The 20,071-nt window shown below is 67.4% G+C and carries 18 protein-coding genes; 10 read left to right on the forward strand and 8 right to left on the reverse strand.

What is annotated here, in order from left to right; all coding sequences use genetic code 11:
- Positions 1-80 precede the first annotated feature (80 nt).
- On the reverse strand, positions 81-1,142 hold the full coding sequence (locus WS96_RS17255; RefSeq protein WP_034205811.1) for a ParB/RepB/Spo0J family partition protein: 1,062 nt from the start codon (positions 1,140-1,142) through the stop codon (positions 81-83).
- A 23-nt stretch (positions 1,143-1,165) separates the two neighbouring features.
- Positions 1,166-1,828 (reverse strand): ParA family partition ATPase, encoded by a 663-nt coding sequence (gene parA / locus WS96_RS17260; protein ID WP_006480195.1) that lies wholly within the window; start codon positions 1,826-1,828, stop codon positions 1,166-1,168.
- Positions 1,829-2,812: 984 nt separating this feature from the next.
- On the opposite strand from parA, the gene arsC reads away from it, so the two are divergent.
- The gene (arsC, locus tag WS96_RS17270) at positions 2,813-3,169 is read left to right on the forward strand and encodes an arsenate reductase (glutaredoxin) (protein WP_034206293.1); all 357 of its coding nucleotides are present in this window, start codon (positions 2,813-2,815) and stop codon (positions 3,167-3,169) included.
- 136 nt (positions 3,170-3,305) lie between these two features.
- On the opposite strand, the gene WS96_RS17275 is transcribed toward arsC, so the two are convergent.
- Complete coding sequence (locus WS96_RS17275; RefSeq protein ID WP_034205813.1) at positions 3,306-3,521, reverse strand: zf-HC2 domain-containing protein; 216 nt, start codon at positions 3,519-3,521, stop codon at positions 3,306-3,308.
- Positions 3,499-4,098 carry an RNA polymerase factor sigma-70 gene (locus WS96_RS17280; protein WP_059834055.1) on the reverse strand — a complete coding sequence of 200 codons (600 nt, stop codon included), beginning with the start codon at positions 4,096-4,098 and terminating at the stop codon, positions 3,499-3,501. The genes WS96_RS17275 and WS96_RS17280 overlap by 23 nt, the downstream gene beginning before the upstream one ends.
- A gap of 378 nt (positions 4,099-4,476) precedes the next feature.
- Between WS96_RS17280 and WS96_RS17285 the strand changes: the two genes are divergently transcribed.
- Positions 4,477-5,031 carry an NADPH-dependent FMN reductase gene (locus WS96_RS17285; protein ID WP_034205815.1) on the forward strand — a complete coding sequence of 185 codons (555 nt, stop codon included), beginning with the start codon at positions 4,477-4,479 and terminating at the stop codon, positions 5,029-5,031.
- A gap of 58 nt (positions 5,032-5,089) precedes the next feature.
- Here WS96_RS17285 and WS96_RS17290 read toward each other — a convergent pair whose 3' ends face one another.
- Positions 5,090-7,339, reverse strand: coding sequence for a hybrid sensor histidine kinase/response regulator (locus WS96_RS17290; protein ID WP_034205816.1), 2,250 nt, complete (start codon positions 7,337-7,339; stop codon positions 5,090-5,092).
- 482 nt (positions 7,340-7,821) lie between these two features.
- Between WS96_RS17290 and WS96_RS17295 the strand changes: the two genes are divergently transcribed.
- From WS96_RS17295 to WS96_RS17305, 3 genes are read left to right on the forward strand one after another with little or no spacing between them, the layout of a single operon-like run.
- Positions 7,822-8,190, forward strand: coding sequence for a response regulator (locus WS96_RS17295; protein WP_011548759.1), 369 nt, complete (start codon positions 7,822-7,824; stop codon positions 8,188-8,190).
- Positions 8,183-8,809: a chemotaxis protein CheC gene (locus WS96_RS17300; protein WP_034205817.1), complete on the forward strand. Its 627-nt coding sequence runs from the start codon at positions 8,183-8,185 to the stop codon at positions 8,807-8,809. The genes WS96_RS17295 and WS96_RS17300 overlap by 8 nt, the downstream gene beginning before the upstream one ends.
- On the forward strand, positions 8,806-9,744 hold the full coding sequence (locus WS96_RS17305) for a GGDEF domain-containing protein (protein WP_059499602.1): 939 nt from the start codon (positions 8,806-8,808) through the stop codon (positions 9,742-9,744). The genes WS96_RS17300 and WS96_RS17305 overlap by 4 nt, the downstream gene beginning before the upstream one ends.
- Before the next feature lie 19 nt (positions 9,745-9,763).
- Here the strand turns inward: WS96_RS17305 and WS96_RS17310 are convergent, their stop codons facing one another.
- Positions 9,764-10,648 (reverse strand): alpha/beta fold hydrolase, encoded by an 885-nt coding sequence (locus WS96_RS17310; RefSeq protein ID WP_059834057.1) that lies wholly within the window; start codon positions 10,646-10,648, stop codon positions 9,764-9,766.
- A 191-nt stretch (positions 10,649-10,839) separates the two neighbouring features.
- Here WS96_RS17310 and WS96_RS17315 point away from each other — a divergent pair, with 191 nt between their 5' ends.
- From WS96_RS17315 to WS96_RS17335, 5 genes are all read left to right on the forward strand, one after another.
- A complete protein-coding gene (locus WS96_RS17315) occupies positions 10,840-11,172 on the forward strand; it encodes a hypothetical protein (RefSeq protein ID WP_059786237.1) in 333 nt (110 codons plus the stop codon).
- 257 nt (positions 11,173-11,429) lie between these two features.
- A complete protein-coding gene (hpnD, locus tag WS96_RS17320) occupies positions 11,430-12,278 on the forward strand; it encodes a presqualene diphosphate synthase HpnD (protein ID WP_059834059.1) in 849 nt (282 codons plus the stop codon).
- 13 nt (positions 12,279-12,291) lie between these two features.
- Positions 12,292-13,545: a hydroxysqualene dehydroxylase HpnE gene (hpnE, locus tag WS96_RS17325; RefSeq protein ID WP_059834061.1), complete on the forward strand. Its 1,254-nt coding sequence runs from the start codon at positions 12,292-12,294 to the stop codon at positions 13,543-13,545.
- A gap of 12 nt (positions 13,546-13,557) precedes the next feature.
- Positions 13,558-15,531: a squalene--hopene cyclase gene (shc, locus tag WS96_RS17330; RefSeq protein WP_059834063.1), complete on the forward strand. Its 1,974-nt coding sequence runs from the start codon at positions 13,558-13,560 to the stop codon at positions 15,529-15,531.
- Between the two features lie 54 nt (positions 15,532-15,585).
- Entirely contained in the window at positions 15,586-16,242 is a 657-nt protein-coding gene (locus WS96_RS17335; protein WP_059834065.1) for a phosphorylase, read from the forward strand.
- A 113-nt stretch (positions 16,243-16,355) separates the two neighbouring features.
- On the opposite strand, the gene WS96_RS17340 is transcribed toward WS96_RS17335, so the two are convergent.
- Both WS96_RS17340 and WS96_RS17345 read right to left on the reverse strand, forming a co-directional pair.
- Positions 16,356-17,384, reverse strand: a complete 1,029-nt coding sequence (locus WS96_RS17340) for an MlaA family lipoprotein (RefSeq protein WP_059834067.1) — start codon at positions 17,382-17,384, stop codon at positions 16,356-16,358.
- The gene (locus WS96_RS17345; protein ID WP_059834068.1) at positions 17,377-20,010 is read right to left on the reverse strand and encodes an MMPL family transporter; all 2,634 of its coding nucleotides are present in this window, start codon (positions 20,008-20,010) and stop codon (positions 17,377-17,379) included. Before WS96_RS17345 ends, WS96_RS17340 begins: the two co-directional genes overlap by 8 nt.
- Positions 20,011-20,071 lie beyond the last annotated feature (61 nt).

The following is a 20,071-nucleotide window of genomic DNA, read 5'->3' on the forward strand; positions in this document are numbered from 1 at the left end:
GCCCGCTGACGGGCCGCCGCCGGTCCTAACCCTGCCTGGGTGGGGCCGGCGTCCTCATCGGGCCCTGCCGGCCGCTTCCATCATTCCGACAACAGCATCCGCTCGAGCTGCTCGAGGATCGCGTCACGCTTGTCTTTCGGCAGGCCGCGCAGGCGCAGTTCGATGCGGTCTTCGCCATACGACTTCAGGTCGCCGACCGACTTGCCGCCGAGCTTGATCTCGAGACGCTGCGCATAGCGCTGACGGCCCGCGGCCTTCGGCGTCTCCTGTGCCGCGACGCGGCCCTTGACGATGTCCGACACCTGGCGCGTGCTGAGATCGTCCGACACGATCTTGTTGATCAGCCGCAGCGTCGCCTCGGTGCCGCGCGCATTGTGATAGCGGCCGACCTGATAGGCCATGTTCGATCCGAAGCGATCCGGGCGCGCGACCATTTCCTGCATGATCGCTTCCGGCAACTTGCCGATCGACAGCGCGACGGCCACCGTCGACTCGTCGAGACCCAGATGCTCGGAGAGTTCTTTCTGGCTCTGGAAATGCTTTTCGTCGAGGAAGCGGCGCCACACGACAGCGTTGTCGAACACCGTCTGCGAATCGCGCTGAACGTTGAGATCGTAGCCGAGCTTGTAGCTCTGGATGCCGATCGGCACGTCGATCACGATTGCCTTGACCGACTCCTTGTTCGCCTCCTTCAGCGCCCGCACGCGACGGCCGCCGTCGCTCACGAAATACGTGCCCGGATTGTCGTAATCGGGGATCACGTGGATCGCCTGCTGCTGCCCCTGCTTTGCGAGGTTGACCGCGAGTTCGGCAATCGACGACTTCAGGTAGAAGTGACGCGGGTTGAACGGACTGTGCTTGATCGCCTTCAGCGGGAGCTCGATCACTTGCCCCGGCGCATAGCGATTCTCGAGGCGCCACGCGCGATATTGCTGCGATTCGTCGATCGACGGATCGATCGTGAATTCCGGAGCAGGCGGCGGTGCGATGTCTTTCTTCGCGGATTTGGTCGGCGCGGCGGCGGGCGTCTCGGACTTGACGATGCCGTCGATCGCATTGAGCCGATCAAGCGCCGTGCGCTTTTCGCTCGTCGTGATATCCGGGCGCGCTTGGAATCCTTTGGCAAATTGGGAAGGTTTCATGTGACTCCTTTATGCGCATAAAGTCAGGGCAGCATGGCGACGATTTCGTCGGCACATGCGCGAATTTCGGCGGCGGCCAGCTTGCCGCCGCGATCGTTCATCTGCAGGACGGTCTGACCGAGCGCCATCGCCTGCTTGTACGCTTCCCGAGTCGGAATCTGCGTCTTCAGCAGCGGGAAGCCGAGTTCCTCGAGTGCACGCTTGAGCTCGCGGGTCAGCATGCGCTTCTCTTCGGTCTTGTTCAGCAGGAAGACCGCGCGGAGGTCTTCGTTCATCACCTGCGCCTGCTGAATCAGCTTGACCAGCCCGACGCTCGACCAGTAATCGGCCGGCGACGACGATGTCGGGATCACGGCAATCGATGCGGCCAGCAGCACGACGCCGGAGACTTTCTCGGTGATCGACGGCGGGCAGTCCACGACGATGATGTCGTAGTCGTTGATGAACTTCTTGATCTCGCGATGGATCTGGCCGTCGGCTTCGGCAAGATTGACGACCGGAAACGGGATGCCGTTGTCGCTGTCGCCGGATGCGCTCGACCAGTGCACCAGCGTGTTTTGGCGGTCTGCGTCGATGACGAGGACGCGCTTCCCCTTTTCATGGAACGCGGCGCCGAGATGCATGGCAATCGTGCTTTTGCCGACGCCGCCTTTTTGTTGAGTGACTGCAATGATTTCCGCGGCCAATTTTCACTCCTGTTTGGGTCGTTGGAATTCTACAGGACGATATTTGAATTTCAATGAAATTGTCGTTCAACAACTACGCGTTGGCCATTCGGACTATCGGTTTATGCGCATAAACGAGGTGATGGCGATGGGTGGCGCGGTTGAGTGTTGTGCTGGCGACGACGAGGCGGATGCCGAAGGCAGACCGCTCGATGTTGACCCTCGCGACTACTGTGTCGGAGCGCCGCTCGTCGCGAAGATGCCTCGGTGCGCTGCCCTTTCGCTGGACGAGCGGCGTTACCTGCAAGCCGGGAGTTTGTGCGCATAAAGTCGCCGGAGGGCCGAGGCGAGTAACGCCGTCGCGGGAGCACCCGACATTTGCAAGGGAGAGGAGTGATCTGCGAGCCCGAGTGCGATGCGTGCCCACAAGGGGTGTGGTTGAGAGGAATGACACGCATCGAGGCAACGTCCGGTCGGGCCGCAGTGTTTATGCGCATAAACCGGACGCGACGGGTGCTCGCGACGAAGTGCCCGCACACGGAAACCTCGCTCGGGTCGGTCGCGCGACGATGCCGTGGCAGGCCGGCCTATCGATACAGCGATTGCCGGGTGCTGTATCGCTTCGACATGTGTCCCGACCCGACCCAGCGTCGCGCCAGTACCTCGCTCGACGCTCACGGGCTTTATGCGCATAAACCAACCGCCTTGCTCGCCATCATGCATGCCTTCCGAAAAGGCAGCGCCCACGAAGCATTGGCTGGGCTAACCGCGATTCCTCGTCCGCGAAGCACGCCGCCCCGACTTTATGCGCATAAACAGAACCACTCTTTGAGGCGTCTTCCCGGACCTGACGCACGTCCCTCTCCCGATCACCGCGCATCGCCAAACCGAACCGTCTCAGCGACCTGTCGAAAGGAAAGCCACCCCGATCTCGGTCGAACCACCCCACCGAGCGCCCGATGCAGACTGGCTACAATACAGGGCTCCACCATCCAGGCTTGAATGATGATCACGATCTACCACAACCCCCGATGCTCGAAGTCCCGCGAGACGCTGACGTTGGTCGAGTCGCTGAATACCGCCGGCGCGCCGCTGAACGTCGTCGAGTACTTGAAGACGCCGCCGACGGTCGAGGAACTGGAAACGCTGCATCGGCAGCTCGGCCGTCCGGTTCGCGACATGCTGCGCGACGGCGAGGAGCCGTACCAGACGTTGAATCTGGCCCGCGCAGATTTGACCGACGCCGAAGCCTACGCGGCGATCGTCGCTCATCCGATTTTGCTGCAACGCCCGATCGTCGTGTACCGAGGCAAGGCGGCCATCGGTCGCCCGCCCGAGTCGGTGAAAGCGCTGTTCGAATAATTCTTGCCCGGCGTATTTTTCTTATTGCGTCAACGTGGCCGGGTCCAACCCGGCACACGCAACGGCAGTCCAGGCCGACGCGATCGCCGGGTAATCTGCTCGCCGCCGCCGGAACGCTACGTCGACACCGCGGCGCCTACGCTCCACCGGGCGACCCATCGTCATCGTCCGGGCCTTGCCCCGCCGCCGCTTTCGCGGCCGTCCGCAACAGCGCGATCTGTCCGCGATAGGCGCGGCATCCGCTGCAGGTCGGCAAATGCACGCGCACCTGCAGGCGCTCGTGCAGCGTCAGATGCCGGTCGAGCGCATCCGACAGCAGTCGTGTCACGTCAGTACATTTCCCCGGCAGCATCTTCGGTCGTCATTCCCTTTTCGCTCAGGCAGGTTCGCAGGCGCGTACGCGCCCGGTACAGCAGCACGCTGCAGTGATTCGTCGTCAACGTCAACTCGCTGCAGATGTCCGCGATCTCGACGTCGAGGAATTCGCGCATCATGAACACGCGGCCGATCTGCTCGGGCAGATGGTCGAGGCAGACCTGGAACAGCGTCCAGAACTGCTGTTGCTGCAACAGCGTTTCGGGTTTCGGCCACGGTCGCGGTTTCGCATCCGCGGCCCAGTGCCCGTTCTCCTTGAACAGTTCGCGATCGAGTACCGATTCGCCGTCGAGCTCCGCATCGAGCGCGCTCAGGCTCACCATCCGCTGCCGTGCGCGCAGCACGTCGATCAGCTTGTTGCGCAGGATGCCGAATACCCAGGTCTTGTGCGCCGACAGCCCGGCGAAATCGCCGGCATGCGACCACGCGGCGGCCAGCGCTTCCTGCACGGCGTCTTCGGCCGCGTCGGCATCGCGGAGCTGGAGTCGCGCGAAGCGCAGCAGGTCGCGCCGCAGTTGCGCGAGATAGGTGGGGTCGTCGTATGCGGACGGCATGTCTGGTTGGCAGTGTCTCGAAGCGAATCGCGCGAGCGTCGCGCAGCGGGCGCGTCGCGGTGCGAGCAGCTTACTGGGCGCGGTGCCGGCCTGCAACGCAATGTTCCGTCACGAATTCACGAAACCGGCCCCCGCGCTGCGCTATGCTTGCCGAACCGTGTCGCGCGTTGTCGCGCGCGTCGACATCGCCGCGCGGCGGCAATCTGTAACGTCGGAACATAACGGTCGAGTTATCCACAATTTCTGTGGAAAACCTTGTGGAAAGTCGGCCGGACGGCCCCGTGGGACGGCTCGCGGGCTGGCTTGCCTATAAACAGACCTTTGTCGCCCGTTCGGAAGCAATCGATCCGATTCCTCACTCACCGGAAGGAGAATGCCATGTCCTATCGTATTGCGGTCGTCGTCGGCAGCCTGCGCAGCGCTTCGACGAACCGCGCGCTCGCGCACGCCGTGATCTCGCTCGCCCCCGCCGATTTTTCGTTCGAGTTCGTCGAGATCGGCGAGCTGCCGCTGTACAGCCAGGACTACGACGCGGATTTCCCCGAAGTCGCGAAACGCTTCAAGCAATCGATCGAGGCCGCCGACGCGCTGCTGTTCGTCACGCCCGAATACAACCGGTCGATTCCGGGCGTGCTGAAGAATGCGCTCGACTGGGGCTCGCGCCCGTGGGGTTCCAACTCGTGGTCGGGCAAGCCGGGCGCGGTGCTCGGCACGTCGCCGGGCGCAGTCGGTACCGCGCTCGCGCAGCAGCACCTGCGCAACGTGCTCGCGTACCTCGACGTGAAGACGCTCGGTCAGCCCGAGATGTTCATCAAGCACGATCCGGCGCGCATCGACGACCAGGGGCAGATCGTCAGCGAGGACACCCGCAAGTTCCTGCAGGCCTTCGTCGATCGCTATGCGGGCTGGGTGCGCCTGCTGAAATCGGCCTGACGTCGGCGGGCCGATCGACGCGCCCGTTCACGCCGTCGCGCCGGCCGCACGCAGTCGGTCACGCGCCGGTGTGTCGTGCGTCGCGCGCTTCGCGGATGCCCAGCAGGATCTCGTCGAGCAGCGCGATGTCGAACGGCTTCGACAGCACGCGGACGTTGACGGTGCGCGTGCGGTCGAGTTCCTCCGCGTAACCCGTGACGAGAATCACGGGCAGCTTCCCCGGCCGCTTTTCGATCGCTTCGGCCAGGTCGATGCCGTTCAGGCGTCCCGGCATGTGGATGTCCGAAATCACAAGATCGAACGCGTCGTTCGCCGCGGCGCTTTCGATCAGGCGCAACGCGTCGTCGGCGGTGGGCGCATAGGTCACGCGATGCCCGAGCAGCGACAGCAGCGCTTCCGTGCCGGCCGCGACTTCGCCGTTGTCCTCGACGAGCAGCACGTGCAAGCCCGCGTGTGCGCCGCCCCCCGCGTCGTGCGCGCCGGCCGCCGGCCGCGCGACGACATCCTCGGCGCGCGCGCGCGGCAGGTACAGACGCACCGACGTACCCGCGCCGACCGCGCTGTCGATCGTCGCGAGGCCGCCTGAGCGTTCGCAGAACGCGAATACCTGCGGCAGGCCCAGCCCCGTCCCCATCCCCTGCGGCTTCGTCGTGAACAGCGGTTCGAATGCGCGGGCGAGGACGTCGGGCGCCATGCCCGAACCCGTGTCGTCGAGCGAGATCTGCACGAAATCGCCGGTCAGCGGAAAGCCGTCCTCGCGGCGCAGCGTGACGTTGCGCGCGCCGACCGTGAAGCGTCCGCCGGTCGTCATCGCATCGCGCGCGTTGACCGCGAGATTGATCACCGCGAGCTCGAGCTCCGCGACGTCGACGCGGATCGGCCAGACGCCCGGCTCGATCGAGACGACCAGCGACGACTTCGATCCGAGCGACGTCTTCAGCAGTTCGCGGCACGTGCCGACCCATTGCCCGACGTCGATCGTTTCGTTGTGCAGCGGCTGCTTGCGCGCGACGCCGAGCAACTGGCGCGTGAGCGATTGCCCGTTCTTCAGTGCGCGTTCGATCGCGTCGAGCTCCTTGTCGAGATGCTGCACGCCGCGCCGCCGCGCGATCTGCACGTTGCTCGAGATGATCATCAGCAGATTGTTGAAGTCGTGCGCGACGCTGCCGACGAGATTGCCGAGCGCCTGCATCTTGCGCGACTGCCGGTAGGCCGATTCGATCGAGCGCCGCATCGACGCTTCGGCCTGCCAGCGGTCCCACGCCTGCTCTTCCGCCTTCAGCCGCTTGAGCGATAGCCAGATCACGGACCACAGCGCGACCGACGGCGCGAACATCGAGAGGAACAGCACGCTCAGGTGTTCGTACCATTCATGCCAGATCGCCGACGTGCGGTACGCGCAGCTCACGTAGACGGGATAGCTGCCGACCTGGCGATACGCGACGATCTCGCTGCTCGCGCCGTCGTGGCGCACGCGCACGACACCCGCGCGCGGATCGTTGTGCGTATTGCCGAACGTGACCGAGCGGTCGGTGTGCGCAAGCGACGGCGGCGGCGGATACGACGCGATCACCGCGCCGTCGGAGCGCGCGAGCGCCATCGTCATCGGCGTGTTCGCGCCGCCGAGCAGGTCGCGGTAGAACGCGTTGAAATACGACGACTTCAGCGCGATCGACACCATGCCGGCGAACGAACCGTCGCTATGGCGTCGCGCGACGCCCGTGTTGAACACGGGAATGTTCTCGAGCTTGAGCGGCCCCATCATCAGCCGCGAGATGTGTTCGATGACCTTGCCGTCGCGGATGCCGGCGAAGTCGTCGCGGTTCGCGATCGACGCGTACGGCGCCGGATAGTAGAGGCTGTTGGCGAGCAGCATGCCGCTCGCGCCGAAGATCGACACGGCCGCCACCTGCGGATAACCGCCGCCGATCGTGTTCAGCGCTTCGTGGATGTCGGATTCCTTGCTGCGCACGGTCGCGTCGTCCATGTCCTGCACGAGGTCGACGATGCGCGCATCGAGCGTTTCGCTCAGGTCGAACACCTTGAGCGCATGCTCCTCGGCGACGCGCACCGTGCGCATCGTCACGTCGCTCGCGGCGGCCTCGCGCGCCTTCAGGTCGTTGTACGCCATCACCACCACGTAGATGCACGGCAGCACGATGGCCGCGACGAGCAGCACGATCAGCGTCACGCGGCGCACCGCGAAATCGTGCTCGGGGGCGCCGGACGCGTAGCTGCCGTCGTCCTGCCAGTCGTCGGCGGGAGGGGGGGCGGAAGCTTGGGGAGCGGCAGGCCGTTCGGACGTCATCGAGGAAAGGGGGTGAAGCAGAGGTGCCTGCCATCATAAACGAGTTGCGGTGGCCCGCCGTGCGGCGCCGTACGCACGCGATCCGCCGAATCCGCCCGCCGGAAACCGTCAGATTCCGTCAGATTGAAAACGCGACGAATCCGGCAGCGCAAACGTACACAAGGAAAAATTTTGCGTGCTTATCTCGAAAATGGTCGCGGCTGTTTTCGGAATGGCGCGCGATCGGACCGATTCTGTTCGAAATGGTGAAAATGGCGAGTTGCATCGCCTCCGGTTTACTCCGAGAATCGCGCCTTGCTTTCCCCTATGACAGATACATGCGCCCGCCGGCGATTGCCGCGCGGTGCGTCGCGCGCACCTGCGTCGCGGCGCCCGTGCGCGGCCGCAAGGCGGTTGCCCCGCGCCCGAAACGCATGGCACTCAAGAAATGCGCCGCGCGGTCGTTAACGCGAGAGAGACCATTCCGTATACCGCATCGCCCCATGCCTTTGCCGATTGTAATTGCCGACGATTCGCTGCTCGCTCGCAAACTTCTGACAAAGGCGCTGCCGGGAGATTGGGACGTTGACGTCGCGTATGCAGCGAATGGTCGCGAGGCCTTGGCGCTCTATCGTGACGGCAAAGCTTCCGTGATGTTTCTGGACCTGACGATGCCCGACATGAGCGGATATCAGGTCCTGGAAACACTGCGCCACGAAGATCTGAACACGTTCGTGATCGTGGTATCCGCCGATATCCAGCCGCAGGCGCAAGCACGCGTGCGCGAATTGGGCGCGATCGCATTCGTTGCCAAGCCCGTGACGTCGGAGGCATTGCTGCCCATTCTCAAGGAGTATGGGTTGTATGCCTGAATCGGTGTTCACGGCGGAGCAACGCGACGCGTTGCAGGAAATCGCCAATCTTGCAATGGGCCGCGCCGCCGCGCGGCTTGCGTTGCTGCTCGGGCACTTCATCGAGCTGTCGGTGCCGCGCGTGCGCGTCGTGAAAGCGGCCGACGCGGGCGCCGCGCTGCGCGAGATGACGGGCATCCACGACAACGTGACCGCGGTGCGCCAGGGCTTCCGTTCCGACATCAAGGGCGAGGCGATCGTGCTGTGCCGCACGGCGGGCGTCGCGCGGCTCATGTCGGTCGTCGACCGCACGTTCGGCGACGGCGTGTACGGCGGGATGGCGACGCCGGACGAGCTCGTGTTCGACGTCGCGAACGTGCTGATGGGCGCCTGCGTCGCGTCGATCCTCGACGAACTCGGCCGCAAGCCGGTGTTCTTTCCGCCGGGGCTGCTCGGCGCGAACGTGTCGTTCGACGACGTCTTCCAGCCGAACGAACTGGGGTGGAGCGTCGCGCTGCTGCTCGAGGTGAACTTCGGGCTCGAGGATCACACGTTCCGCGCGCATTTCGTGATGTTGATGGCCGAGGATTCGATCCGGCTGATGGGCGACGCGCTCGACGCGTTGCTGTCCGCGCTATGACGGCCGCCGCCCCGTCGCTGAGCGACCTCGTGATCGAGCGGGTCGGCTTCGGCCTGTTCGTGCTCGACCGTTCGATGACCGTCCTGATGTGGAATCGCTTCATGCAGGACCACAGCGGCATCCCGGCCGCCGACGTGATCGGCCGCAACCTGTTCGACTGCTTTCCGGACCTGCCGCGCGCATGGCTGTCGCGCAAGCTCGAGAGCGTGTTTCAGCTCGGCAGTTTCGCCTTCAGCTCGTGGGAGCAGCGGCCCTACCTGTTCCGCTTCGAGCACGACCGGCCGATCACGGGCGGCGTCGACTACATGCAGCAGGACTGCACGTTCATGCCGCTCACGCGCGGCCGCGACGTCGAGGCCGTGTGCGTGACGATCTCGGACGTCACGCACGTGAGCGTGATGCAAAGAGAGCGCGAGGAAGCGGTCGCGAAGCTGCGCGAACACGCGAATCGCGACGGGCTGACCGGCATCGCGAACCGGCGCTTCTTCGAGGCGCGGCTCGGCGACGAATTCTTGCGCTGGCAGCGCTACGGCGGCGACCTGTCGGTGCTGCTGTTCGACCTCGACCACTTCAAGACGATCAACGACCGCTTCGGGCATGCGGCGGGCGACGCCGTGCTGCGCGAGACGGCGCGCCGGGTCGCGTCGATCGTGCGCGCGCAGGATACGTTCGGCCGCTTCGGCGGCGAGGAATTCGCGCTGCTGCTGCCGTGCACGAATCTCGACGAGGCGATGCGGGTGGCCGACAAGGTCCGCGAGGCGATCGGCAGCATGCCGGTCGATGCCGAGGGCGTCGGCGTGCCGGTCACGGCGAGCGTCGGCGCCGCGTGCGCGAAAGCCGGCGCGCTGAGCTGCGACGTGCTCGTCAACGAAGCCGACGCCGCGCTCTATCGTGCGAAGCGGCTCGGGCGCGATCGGTCGGTCGCGTACGCGTGACCGAGCGCGCCCGTCCCGCTCAGCTTTTCGCGATGTCGGCGAGCACGCCGGCCAGCACGGCCGGCTGCGACACGAACGGCGAATGACTGCTGTCGAGCTGGTGCACGTGGGTCGGGTTGCCGGGCGCGAACGCGTCGGCTTCGTCGATGAAGCGCTGCTGCAGCGCGGGCAGGATCACGCGATCCTGCAGGCACTTGATGTAGTGGCGGTCGATCGCGCCCCAGCGTGCGGCGCTCGTCGGGATCGCGGTCGCGAACGGCGTGGCCGGCACGTCGCAGCTCATCAGGTTCGCGACCGCGTCGAAGTCGGCCTGCGACACGTCTTCGAACAGCGCGCGCTGCATCGATTCGCGATACGCGGCGTCGCCGCTGTGCGGATCGATGCGCAGCGCACCGGCCGCGCGCGGGCTCGCGAGCATCAGCGGGCCGAGCAGCTCGCCCCGGTTTTCCGGCGCGCGCACGTAGTCGAGGCCCGGCACGCCCGACGCGGGCATGAACGCCGCGAGATAGACGAGCTTCGCGATCTTCTCCGGCGCGCGTTCGGCGGCCGCCGTGATCGCGAGGCCGCCCATGCTGTGCCCGACCAGCACGACCTTGCCGCGGCCGAGCGCGTACGCGTCGTCGACGGCCTGCATCACCTGCGTCGCGTAGTCGTCGAGCGTCGTGTTCGCGACCGGCGACGGCTCGGCGCCGAAGGCATCCTTGTCGAGCGGCCGTGCGAGATACGACGCGGGAAAGCGGGCATGGATGCCGTGCGCGGGCAGGTCGCGCGCGATCGACAGGTAGCCGCGCGCGGCGAGCGCGGCCGCCACGTGGGCGTAGCACCACGCGCCATGCCACGCGCCGTGCACGAGCACGAAAACGGGATGATCGGACTGCGGGGTGGCGGTGTCGTTCGTCTCCATGGTGTCCGTATTTTTTCGAGAAAGGTGTCATCTTAGACGAACCCGCCGGCATCGAGACGCGATCGCGCGCCCGCGTTTCCCGACCGGCAACGAACCGTCCCGTTGTGTCGCGCAGGCGACAATTCGTCCGGATCCGATTTGAATTTGTGCCGAAGCGCGCTAATTTGTTGCTTTGCCTGCGATTGCGCCCCATGAACGTCGACTATCTCTTCTACCGGAAGCCGAACAAACCCGGCCCCTATTCGCTCGACGATCTGGGCGACGTCGCGCCGCCGATCGGCCCGGGCGACCAGGTGCGCGCGGGCATCGCGCGGGTGTTCGAACAGATCGACTGGCAGGAATCGCCCGACGTGCCGGGCGCGTGGTTCGGCACTGGCGGCGCGGTTTTCCAGTTCACCGCCGAGCCCGACGGCCGCGTGACGAGCTTCATGGGCTCGCGCCTCGAGCGCCGCTCGATGCTGCAGCTCACCCGCGAAATGGGGCTCATCGCGCTCGATCTGCAGCGCGACATCGTGTACGGCTGACGCGCCGCGCGGCGTCCGTTCGCCAAAGCGGGCCGCACGCGCGCCAGACGGCGCTCGACACCCCGCCCCACATGGCGCGTGTCCGCCATCGAACTTCAAAGATTGCTATACTTTCGGCCAATTCCGGCTTCCGGCCGGTAATTTGTGCCTGTCTGCGTCGATCGTTCGCATATCTCGCACGCATTTGACGCCCTGACCATCCCAGCCGGGCATGGCTTCTTCAATCGCCCCGCGTGGGTGTCTCCGTGGAGCTCGTCTTGGCCGTTTCCCATTCCGTCGTGGACGAACAAGAAACCGACGCCGCTGCCGTCACATCGGGCAGCTCCTTCTATCTGGCGATGCGCATCCTGCCGGCCGCGCAGCGCGATGCGATGTTCCAGGTCTACGCGTTTTGCCGCGCGGTCGACGATATCGCCGACAGCGACCTGCCGCGCGCCGAGCGCAACGCGGGCCTCGATCGCTGGCGCGCGGACATCGACGCATGCTTCGCCGGGCGCCCCCCGCGCCATCTGGCCGCGCTCGATCGCGAGATCCGCGCGTTCAACCTGCAGCGCGCCGATTTCCACGCGATGATCGACGGAATGGCGATGGACGCGGAGCAAGACATCTGCGCGCCCGACGAGCCGACGCTCGACCTCTTCTGCGATCGCGTGGCGAGCGCGGCCGGCCGGCTGTCGGTGCGCATTTTCGGGATGCCGGAAGCCGAAGGGATCGCGCTGTCGCACCACCTCGGCCGCGCGCTGCAACTGACGAACATCCTGCGCGACATCGACGACGACGCGGCGATCAACCGGTGCTACCTGCCGCGCGAACTGCTCGCGCGCGAAGGCATCGCGATCACCGATCCGGCGACGATCGTGCGCGATCCGGCGCTGCCGCGCGTGTGCGCGACGCTCGTCGAGCGCGCGCTCGAGCACTTCCGTCAGGCCGACGCGGTGATGGACACGTGCCTGCGTGCGCAGGTGAAGGCGCCGCGCATCATGTCGGGCGCCTATCGCTGCATTCTCGACGCCGCGATCGCACGCGGCTTTGCCGCGCCGCGCGCGCCGCTGCGCAAGCCGAAGGCGCGCATGCTGATGATCGCCGCGCGCTACGCGCTGTTCTGAGTCGGCCGACGCGATGCCCAGAACCGTCCACGTGATCGGCGCAGGACTCGCGGGCCTGTCGGCCGCGGTCGAACTGCAACGTCGCGGGCGGCGCATCGTGCTGCACGACGCGCACGCACACGCGGGCGGCCGCTGCCGCTCGTGGTTCGACGGGACGCTGAACACGACGCTCGACAGCGGGCTGCACACGGTTTTCGCGGGACAGCCCGCGACGCAGCGCTACCTGCGCGCGATCGGCGCGGCCGATCAGCTCGCGGGGCCCGCGCTGGCTGAATGCCCGGTTGTGGACATCGCGTCGCAGCAGCGCTGGACGCTGCGTTTCGGCAACGGCCGCTGGCCGTCGTGGCTGTTCGATGCCGCATCGCGCGCGCCGGGCACGACGCCGCTCGACTACCTCGCGCTCGCCCCGCTCGCGTTCGCGCGCACGGGCCGCTCGCTCGCGCAGACGATGCGATGCGACGGCGTGCTGTGGGATCGCTGGCTGCGGCCGTTTTTCGTCGGGGTGCTGAATATCGAGCCGCGCCACGCGAGCGCCGAACTCGCGCGCGCCGCGCTGTGCGGCACGTTTGCGGCGGGCGGGCCCGGCTGCCGTCCGCTCGTCGCGCGCCGCGGGCTCGGCAGCGCGTTCGTCGAACCGGCGCTGCGGATGCTGCAGCACGGCGGTGCGCAGATCCGCCTGAATTCGCGGCTCGACGCGTTCGAATTCGGCGCGCACGGCAATGCGGTGGATGCGGTGTCGGTCGGCGGCGAGCGCATCGATCTCGCGCCGGGCGACGCGGTCGTGCTGGCCGTGCCGCCCGAAGTCGCGCAGCCGCTCGTGCCCGAACTCGCCGCGCCCGATACGTTCAGCGCGGTCGTGACCGCGTATTTCGCGCTCGGGAAGCCGGCCGGCGATTCGCTGCAGACGACCGTCGTCAACGGTGTCGTCGATGCGGTGCGGACCGGCGACGGTCTGCTCGCGGCGACGATCCGCGATGCGGGCCGCTGGCTCGACCTGCCGCGCGACACACTCGCGCGACGCATCTGGGAAGACGTCGCGCGCGTGAGCGGCGCGAACCCGGAAACCATTCCCGCGTGGCAGCTCGTCGTCGAGCCGCGCGCGGGCTTTGCGGCGGTGCCGTCGCAGGAAATGAAGCGTCCGGCCGTGCGCACGCGCTGGACCAATCTTGTACTCGCGGGCGACTGGATTGCCACCGGCTTGCCCGCCACGATCGAGGGCGCGATCCGTTCCGGCCAGTTGGCCGCGGACGTGCTCCAGACGCAATAAACAGAGGGACCGATGAACGATCTCACCGAAATGGCTACCTTGTCCGCCGGCGCCGTGCCGGCCGGCGTCGACACGGCTGTCGCGCGTGCGACCGACGCGCTGCTGGCCGCGCAGCAACCGGACGGGCACTGGGTCTACGAACTCGAAGCCGATTCGACGATTCCCGCCGAATACGTGCTGCTCGTCCACTATCTTGGCGAGACGCCGAACCTCGAGCTCGAACAGAAGATCGGCAAATATCTGCGCCGCATCCAGCAGGCCGACGGCGGCTGGCCGCTGTTCACCGATGGCGCGCCGAACATCAGCGCGAGCGTGAAGGCGTATTTCGCGCTGAAGGTGATCGGCGACGACGAGAACGCCGAGCACATGCAGCGCGCGCGCAAGGCCATCCATGCGATGGGCGGCGCGGAGATGTCGAACGTGTTCACGCGCATCCAGCTCGCGCTGTACGGTGCGATTCCGTGGCGCGCGGTGCCGATGATGCCGGTCGAGATCATGCTGCTGCCGCAGTGGTTCCCGTTCCACCTGTCGAAAGTGTCGTACTGGGCGCGCACCGTGATCGTGCCGCTGCTGGTGCTGAACGCGAAGCGTCCGCTCGCGAAGAACCCGCGCGGCGTGCGCATCGACGAGCTGTTCATCGATCCGCCCGTCAACGCCGGGCTGCTGCCGCGCCAGGGGCACCAGAGCGCCGGCTGGTTCGCGTTCTTCCGCGTGGTCGACCATGCGCTGCGCGCGGTCGACGGCCTGTTCCCGAGCTATACGCGCGAACGCGCGATTCGTCAGGCCGTGTCGTTCGTCGACGAGCGCCTGAACGGCGAGGATGGCCTCGGCGCGATCTATCCGGCGATGGCCAACGCGGTGATGATGTACGACGTGCTCGGCTATGCGGAAGACCATCCGAACCGCGCGCTCGCGCGCAAGTCGGTCGAGAAGCTGCTCGTCGTGCACGACGACGAAGCGTATTGCCAGCCGTGCCTGTCGCCGGTATGGGACACGTCGCTCGCCGCGCATGCGCTGCTCGAAACCGGCGATGCGCGTGCGCAGGAAGCCGTGCTGCGCGGCCTCGAATGGCTGCGTCCGCTGCAGATCCTCGACGTGCGCGGCGACTGGATCTCGCGCCGCCCGCACGTTCGGCCCGGCGGCTGGGCGTTCCAGTACGCGAACGCGTATTACCCGGACGTCGACGATACGGCCGTGGTGGTGATGGCGATGGATCGCGCGCAGAAGCTCACGCAGTCGGACACGTATCGTGAATCGATGGCGCGTGCGCGCGAATGGGTCGTCGGCATGCAGAGTAGCGACGGCGGCTGGGGCGCGTTCGAACCGGAAAACACGCAGTACTACCTGAACAACATCCCGTTCTCCGATCATGGCGCGCTGCTCGATCCGCCGACGGCCGACGTATCGGGCCGCTGCCTGTCGATGCTGTCGCAGCTCGGCGAGACGCCGCTGAACAGCGAGCCGGCTCGCCGCGCGCTCGATTACATGCTGAAGGAACAGGAGCCGGACGGCAGCTGGTACGGCCGCTGGGGGATGAACTACGTGTACGGCACGTGGACCGCGCTGTGCTCGCTGAACGCGGCCGGCCTGACGCCGGACGATCCGCGCATGAAGCGCGCGGCGCAGTGGCTGCTGTCGATCCAGAACAAGGACGGCGGCTGGGGCGAGGACGGCGACAGCTACAAGCTGAACTATCGCGGCTTCGAGCAGGCGCCGAGCACGGCGTCGCAGACGGCGTGGGCGCTGCTCGGCCTGATGGCGGCCGGCGAAGTGAACAACCCGGCCGTGGCGCGCGGGGTCGATTACCTGGTCGCCCGGCAGAACGAAGAAGGCCTGTGGGACGAGACGCGCTTCACCGCGACCGGCTTCCCGCGCGTGTTCTACCTGCGCTACCACGGCTATCGCAAGTTCTTCCCGCTGTGGGCGCTCGCGCGCTACCGCAACCTGAAGCGCGCGAACGCGACGCGCGTCACGGTCGGGATGTAACGCGTGGGCGTGTCAAGGCACAACGGCGCATTGCCCGTCATCGCGGTGACGGGGATGGCGTTCGAGGCGCGCATCGCGCGCGGCGACGGCGTCGAGGCCGTGTTCGCCGCGCGGGCCGACCGGCTCGAGCGCGCATTGACCGACGCGACCGCGCGCGGTTGCGCGGGCATCGTCAGCTTCGGCACGGCGGGCGGCCTCGCGCCGGATCTGGCGCCGGGCGCGCTCGTGATCGCGAGCGCGATCGACGGGCCGTTCGGCCGCGTGGAGACCGATGCGGGCTGGAGCACGCGGCTCGTCGCCGCGCTGCACGACACGCCGTTGTGGGCGCGTGTCGCGCGCGGCACGGTCGCGGCCGTCGGTGCGCCGGTCGTCGGCGAACAGGACAAGGCGTCGCTGCATCGCGCGAAAGGCGCGCTGGCCGTCGACATGGAGTCGCACATCGCCGCCGCGTTCGCGGCCGCGCGCGGCGTGCCGTTCGCGGTGTGTCGCGCGATCGTCGATCCGGCGTGGCGCACGCTGCCGCGTGCGGCAACCGCTGGCCTGCGCGACGACGGCAGCACGGCGATCCTGCCGATCCTGCGCGAACTGCTGAAGCAGCCGTCGCAGCTCGGCCCGCTGCTGCAGGTCGCCAGTGACGCGCGCGCGGCGCGCACGACCCTGATCCAGGCGCGGCACGCGTTCGAGCGGGCGGGCGCGATGCGGATCGCCTGAGCGGCGCGCGGCGCCGCCCTCCTCCCCGCTTTCCGGTTCGCGTTTCGCGCGGACGAAAAAAGAGCGCTGCATCATGCAGCGCTCTTTGTTTTTGCGCGGCCGCGGTTGCGGCGTTACCGCGCGGCCGGGCTGCTCGCGGGCAGCGTCGGCATCGCCGGCGCGATCGGCGCGCCGTTGGCGGCCGGCGCCGTCGTCGCACCGGCCGAAGCGGCCGCCGGTGCAGCCGCCGACGCAGCGACCGGCGCGGCCGCCGATGCGCTTGCGGGCATCGCGTTGTCGGCACCCGGATCGTCGTACTGCGGCAATCCCGGCGCGGCCGGTGCGTTGTTCGGCATGGCACCCGATGCGCCGCCCGCGTCGCCCGGATCCTCGTAGTTCGGCAGCCCCGGCACGCCCGGCGCGGCCGCCGGCACGGCACCCGATTCGCCCGGTTCGTTGTAGCTCGGCGGCGCGGCCGACGCCGACTGGCTCCGGTACGTCAACGACTTGCGCTGCTGCAGGTACGCGTCGCGCACGAACGAATACGGGTCGAGCGCGGCCTGCTTCAGCAGGTCGGTCGCGCCGAGCAGGTCCGAGCGCGCGCTGATGAACTGCGCGATGTACATCGGATTGCGCGCGGCCGGCTCGATGTAGTTCAGCAGGTTGAAGCGCACGTCCACCGCGCGGCCGACGCCGTCGCGGATCGTGCTCGGCCCGAACACGGGCAGCACGAGGTACGGGCCGGACGGCATGCCCCAGCGCGCCATCGTCAGCCCGAAATCCTGATGATGCTTCGGCAGCCCGGCCGGCGTCGCGATGTCGATCAGGCCGGCGACGCCGAACAGCGAGTTCATCGCCACGCGCATCAGATCCTGCGTCGCATCGGTGATGCGCAACTGCAGCAGGTTGTTCGCCATGTTGCCGAGATCGCCGAGGTTCGAGAAGAAGTTGCTGATCGCGGTGCGCACCGGCGTCGGCGTGATCTTCTGGTAACCCTTCGCGATCGGCACCGCGATGTTCGAATCGACCGTGTCGTTGAACTTGTACATCGCGCGGTTCATCGGCTCGAGCGGGTCGTTGGGATTGCGGTTCGGTCCCGTCGCGCAGCCGGTCAGCATCGCGCTGGCGGCGACGGTCGCCGCAATGATTCGCACCTTATTCATTGATTCCTTGCGATTGGTTCTTGGCGCGTTTGACGCGCGGTTTGCCCATCAGGACGGGCTGGAACACCACGGCGCCGATCAGCGTACAGGTCAGGGCCAGCGCGAGCAGCTTGCCCATGCTCGACGTGCCCGGATGGTGCGACAGCCACAGACTGCCGAACGCGGTCGCCGTCGTCGCGGCGCTGAACAGCACGGCGTGCGTGAGGCTCGAATGCAGCAGCCCCGTCTGCCCCGCGCGCCATGCCATCACGAAATACACCTTGAACGCGACGCCGACGCCGAGCATCAGCGGCAGCGCGATGATGTTCGCGAAGTTCAGCGACATGCCGAGCACGACGCACATCTCGAGCGTCACGATGCCCGACACGAGCAGCGGCACCAGCGTGCGCAGCACGTCGCCGAAGCGGCGCAGCGTGACCCACAGCAGGATCGTGATCGAGATGATCGACCACAGCGCCGCGTGCAGGAACGCGTTGATGATCGTGTCGGCCGAATGCAGGATCGAGATCGGCCCGCCGGTCGCGCCCGGTTCCGCGGCCTTCACGGCCTTCGCGAAACGGCGCAGCATCGTGTCGTCGTTCGGGTCGACGCCCTTCGGCACCTTCGGCGAGATCTGCACGAGCGCGTGGCCGTCCGGCGCGACCCAGTCGCGCACGAGCGCCGGCGGCAGCGATTCGCGCGTGATGTCCTGCGGCTGCAGCAGCGACGCGAGCTGGTCGAGCGCGATGCGCAGCGTATCGGAGAACGCACGTTCGGCGCGATCGCGCGTCGCGCTGTCGGCGGCGGCGAGCTTCGCGAGCGACGCGGACAGGTGCTGCGCGGCCGCCGCGCCCGGGCCCGGGTGATCTTCGGCCGCATAGCTCAGCAGGTCGGACACGCGTTTGAGCGCGGTCACGCGCTGCGCGTCGGTCGCGGGCGGCGCGGCCGGCTGCGTCAGCGCGGGCAGCAGCTCGCTCGCGGCCGCGGCGATCGCCGCGCGCTTGGCCGGCTGGTCGGCGGGGATGAAGGTCGACAGCGTGGTCGTGCGGCCGACTTCGGGCAGCGCGTCGAGGCGTTTCGCGGCCGCATCGGCTTGCGCGAGCGACGGCGCGAGCAGCGTGACGTCGTTGACGGCGGCTTGCGGCGAATCCTTCAGCGCGAGCAGCGTCGCCATCGATTCGCTGTTCGGATCCTTCAGGTGCAGCGGGTTGAAGTCGAAATGCAGGAACGCGAGCAGCGGCAGCGCGCCGATCACGACCGCGAGCGTGCCGATCAGGATCGGCTTGCGATGGCGATCGAGGTAATCGTCGACCGGCGCGAGCCACGGAAAGCCCGGCGTCTTCGATTCGCCCGGCGGCGCGAACAGACGCAGCAACGCGGGCAGCAGCGTGAGCGTGGTCAGCAGCGCGACGAACATCCCGACGCCCGCGATCAGGCCGAGCTCGGATACGCCGCGATAGGCGGTGGGGATGAACGAGAAGAAGCTCGCCGCGACGGCCGCGGTGGCCAGCGCGAGCGGCATGCCCATCGAGTGCGCGGCGCCGATCAGTGCGTGATCGATGCGCGCGTCGCGGAAGCGTTCCTCGCGGTACTTCACGCCGTACTGGATCGAGAAGTCGACGCCGAGGCCGACGAACAGCACCATGAACGCGACCGAGATCATGTTCAGCGAGCCGACCATCGCGAGGCCGAGCGCGGCCGTCACGACGAGGCCGACGAACAGCGTGACGAGCACCGAGCCGATCATCCGCTTCGAGCGCAGCGCCAGCCACAGGATGACGAGCACGGCGAGCAGCGTGAGCGCGCCGTTGAGCGCGGCGCCGTCTTCGACCGACGCGAATTCGTCGTCGGCGAGCGGTTGTTCGCCGGTCAGGCGCACGGCCGCGCCATAGCGTTTTTCGAGGTCGAGCGAACGGGCCGCGTCGCGGATCACCTCGCTCGTTGCCGCGCCGGCCTTCAGCGCGCCGTAGTTGACCACCGGCTGCACGGTGACGAACGCGCGCGCGGGCTGCCGCGCGGCATCGTTGTCGACCAGCGCGCGCCACGAGAACGCGGCCGGCTTGCCGGCCAGCACGTCGTCGACCGTCGCCGCGCTGCGCGCGAGCAGCTTCGCCATCGCGGGCAGCTTCACCTGGCCGGTCAGGAGCGGCTGGCCGAGCGTGGTGGACAGCGTGGTGGCGAGCCCGGTGAGGCTCGGGTTCTTCGCGAGTTCATTGACGAGCGGACGCGCGCTCGCGAGTTGCTCGGTCGTATCGGAAACATCCTGCGGCGACAGGAACAGCAGCCCGTTGTGCTCGAAGAACGGGCCGCCGCCCGGTTCGGCGACCGGGCCGATGCGGCCGGCGTCGGCATCCTTGCGCAGCGCTTCAGTCAGCGCATGCGCGGCGGCCGTCGCGAATTCGGGCGCGGGCGCCTCGACGACCGCGAGGATCGTGCCGTTGCGTTGCGGGAACGCCTTATCGACGGCCTTGCCGAGCGCGGCCCATTGCGGTTCCGCATCGACGAGCTTGCTGATGTCGGTGTTGATCTTGAAATGCTGCGCGACGTAGACGCCGCTGAAGGCGGCGATGACGAGCGACAGGACGACGACCCAGACGGGGCGGCGCACCGACCACGCAACGAGTCGGACGATGAGAGATGTCACCATGTGGCGGTGGGGAGCGGCTGGCAAGGGCAAAGTAGCCAAGTATACCGGCGCGACGACGCGA

Origin of the sequence: Burkholderia sp. MSMB1835 (assembly GCF_001526365.1) — a bacterium.
In the GTDB taxonomy this organism is placed as follows: domain Bacteria; phylum Pseudomonadota; class Gammaproteobacteria; order Burkholderiales; family Burkholderiaceae; genus Burkholderia.

Coding starts and splice junctions, on each gene's coding strand:
- WS96_RS17255 (WP_034205811.1), bottom strand. CDS start 1,142: ATGAAACCTTCCCAATTTGCCAAAGGATTCCAAGCGCGCCCGGATATC.
- arsC (WP_034206293.1), top strand. CDS start 2,813: ATGATCACGATCTACCACAACCCCCGATGCTCGAAGTCCCGCGAGACG.
- WS96_RS17275 (WP_034205813.1), bottom strand. CDS start 3,521: ATGCTGCCGGGGAAATGTACTGACGTGACACGACTGCTGTCGGATGCG.
- WS96_RS17280 (WP_059834055.1), bottom strand. CDS start 4,098: ATGCCGTCCGCATACGACGACCCCACCTATCTCGCGCAACTGCGGCGC.
- WS96_RS17285 (WP_034205815.1), top strand. CDS start 4,477: ATGTCCTATCGTATTGCGGTCGTCGTCGGCAGCCTGCGCAGCGCTTCG.
- WS96_RS17290 (WP_034205816.1), bottom strand. CDS start 7,339: ATGACGTCCGAACGGCCTGCCGCTCCCCAAGCTTCCGCCCCCCCTCCC.
- WS96_RS17295 (WP_011548759.1), top strand. CDS start 7,822: ATGCCTTTGCCGATTGTAATTGCCGACGATTCGCTGCTCGCTCGCAAA.
- WS96_RS17300 (WP_034205817.1), top strand. CDS start 8,183: ATGCCTGAATCGGTGTTCACGGCGGAGCAACGCGACGCGTTGCAGGAA.
- WS96_RS17305 (WP_059499602.1), top strand. CDS start 8,806: ATGACGGCCGCCGCCCCGTCGCTGAGCGACCTCGTGATCGAGCGGGTC.
- WS96_RS17310 (WP_059834057.1), bottom strand. CDS start 10,648: ATGGAGACGAACGACACCGCCACCCCGCAGTCCGATCATCCCGTTTTC.
- WS96_RS17315 (WP_059786237.1), top strand. CDS start 10,840: ATGAACGTCGACTATCTCTTCTACCGGAAGCCGAACAAACCCGGCCCC.
- hpnE (WP_059834061.1), top strand. CDS start 12,292: ATGCCCAGAACCGTCCACGTGATCGGCGCAGGACTCGCGGGCCTGTCG.
- shc (WP_059834063.1), top strand. CDS start 13,558: ATGAACGATCTCACCGAAATGGCTACCTTGTCCGCCGGCGCCGTGCCG.
- WS96_RS17335 (WP_059834065.1), top strand. CDS start 15,586: ATGGCGTTCGAGGCGCGCATCGCGCGCGGCGACGGCGTCGAGGCCGTG.
- WS96_RS17340 (WP_059834067.1), bottom strand. CDS start 17,384: ATGAATAAGGTGCGAATCATTGCGGCGACCGTCGCCGCCAGCGCGATG.
- WS96_RS17345 (WP_059834068.1), bottom strand. CDS start 20,010: ATGGTGACATCTCTCATCGTCCGACTCGTTGCGTGGTCGGTGCGCCGC.